Genomic DNA, 2,102 nt, shown 5'->3' on the forward strand with positions numbered 1-2,102 from the left:
CGAGCAAGGTATTCGATAACCGCATACGTCCTGTGCTGTATACGCTCGTGCTGGCGTTTGTGTGGGCGCTGATGACAAATGTGATGAATCTGTTGGCGGTTAACTCCTTTGTACAGGATATGCTGGTGAGGCTGCCGTTTGTGGTGGGTATGGCTGTGCTGGCGTATTTTACATCCGAATGGCAGCGGGTAAAGAAAATAACGTTAATTGACGCATCGCGCGGAATATAGTAACATGAAAATAACATGAAAAAGCAGGTAAGTTGAATGGATAGACTATACATCGTTGTGCCGTGTTATAACGAAGAGGCGGTGCTGCATGAAACAACAAAAAGATTAACGGATAAGTTAGAGCGTATGATCACTGCGGGGTTAGTTACGCCTGACAGCAGGATCATGTATGTCAATGACGGTTCTAAGGACAGGACGTGGGAGATCATCGAGGAGCTGCACAAGGAAAACAAATATGTGCTGGGTGTGAAGCTGTCGCGTAACCGCGGGCACCAGAATGCTCTTTTAGCGGGGCTTATGACCGCGAAGGATATGTGTGATGTGACAATATCTATGGACGCCGACCTGCAGGACGATATCGAGGTGCTGGATGAATTCATGCAAAAGTACAAGGAAGGCTGCGACATCGTGTATGGCGTGCGCAATAACCGCAATACGGATACGGGATTCAAACGCAGCACGGCGCAGGCATTTTATAAAATTTTGAAATTCTTTGGTGTGGATTCTGTATACAATCATGCGGATTACCGCCTGATGAGCAAGCGCGCTCTTGAAGGACTCGCGGAGTTTGGCGAAGTGAATCTTTTTTTGCGCGGCATAGTGCCGCAGATCGGATATCAGACGGCAACGGTGGAATATTCGCGCGGCGAACGTTTTGCGGGGGAATCCAAGTATCCGTTGAAAAAAATGATCAGCTTTGCGTTTGACGGCATTACTTCGTTTTCCATCAAGCCTATTCGTATGATCACGGCGGTGGGTCTGATTATTTTTGTGGTCAGTCTGGTGATGCTTATTTATTCGCTGGTCGTGAACGCGCTTGGTAGTACGGAGACCGGCTGGACGAGTATGATCATGTCTATCTGGCTTCTCGGAGGTCTGCAGCTTCTGGCGATCGGCATTATCGGTGAGTATGTCGGCAAGGCGTATATGGAGACGAAGAAGCGCCCGAAGTATATCATTGAGACGGTTCTGAAGGACTGAGGGGAATGAATGATGATCATGTCTGGGGATTGATTGCTCACGGAATGCGCAAACTGCGAGTGTGCCTGATCCGGCGGAATCGTACTGGCGTTCGCAAGAGGAAGAACGAAGCGTATAAGGCATAAAAATAGTCGGCGGGGAAAGCCCGAAAAGCGTTGACAGGAGCGGATTCGCGTGGTATTATGTTAGAGTATCTTTGATAAAAGGCAGTGAGTGCCTTTTTTTAGATTGTCTAAAAACAAAACCGGAGGTTTTAACAATGCGCGATAAGATTACGCTCGCATGCACAGAATGCAAACAGAGGAACTATGACACGATGAAGAACAAAAAGAACAATCCTGACAGGGTTGAGCTTTCCAAGTACTGTAAATTCTGCAAAAAGCATACGGTGCACAAAGAAACGAAGTAAATTTTTTTGAGGTGGAGATACAATGGCTAAAACCAAGTTGTTGGGCGAGGAACGCGAAAAGCAGATAAAAGAGCAGAAGAAGCTCGCCAAGAAAAAGAATAAAAAGCAAAGACGCAGTCCGGGAAGGTTCTTTAAGGACGTTTGGGGTGAAATCAAAAAAGTAACGTGGCCGACAAGGAAAGACCTCTTCAAGACAACGTTTGCCGTTATTGTTTTCATTGCTATTTTCGCCGTGATCGTAGGACTGATGGACTGGGGTCTCGGTACTCTGTTCCATAACTTCTTCGTAAGCTAGGAGCAATCGATTTATGAATAAGAAAATCACTGAATCAGAGGAGTTTATGGAAAACACCCCTGAGGATATGGATATCAATACCACCCCGGAAGATGGGGCAGTACCGGAAGCTTTGGACGAGTCTGTAATTGACGACAAGTCTAAGTTTTTGAAGCAGGAAAAGACTGACAAGCCTTATTGGTATGTC

The 2,102-nt window shown here is 46.4% G+C and carries 4 protein-coding genes; all 4 read left to right on the plus strand.

Translation table 11 applies throughout. The features are described from left to right. Positions 1–230 (plus strand): hypothetical protein (locus VB081_RS05770; RefSeq protein ID WP_323399888.1); only part of this gene is annotated, 230 nt, incomplete at its 5' end. Positions 231–266: 36 nt separating this feature from the next. Then, positions 267–1,211: a glycosyltransferase family 2 protein gene (locus VB081_RS05775; protein ID WP_323399889.1), complete on the plus strand. Its 945-nt coding sequence runs from the start codon at positions 267–269 to the stop codon at positions 1,209–1,211. A gap of 259 nt (positions 1,212–1,470) precedes the next feature. Then, the gene (gene rpmG / locus VB081_RS05780) at positions 1,471–1,620 is read left to right on the plus strand and encodes a 50S ribosomal protein L33 (RefSeq protein ID WP_066649167.1); all 150 of its coding nucleotides are present in this window, start codon (positions 1,471–1,473) and stop codon (positions 1,618–1,620) included. A gap of 22 nt (positions 1,621–1,642) precedes the next feature. Continuing rightward, positions 1,643–1,915 carry a preprotein translocase subunit SecE gene (secE, locus tag VB081_RS05785; protein WP_323399890.1) on the plus strand — a complete coding sequence of 91 codons (273 nt, stop codon included), beginning with the start codon at positions 1,643–1,645 and terminating at the stop codon, positions 1,913–1,915. Positions 1,916–2,102: the final 187 nt, after the last annotated feature.

The sequence above is a fragment of the Christensenella sp. genome, assembly GCF_034927525.1.
Classification (GTDB): Bacteria; Bacillota; Clostridia; order Christensenellales; family Christensenellaceae; genus Christensenella.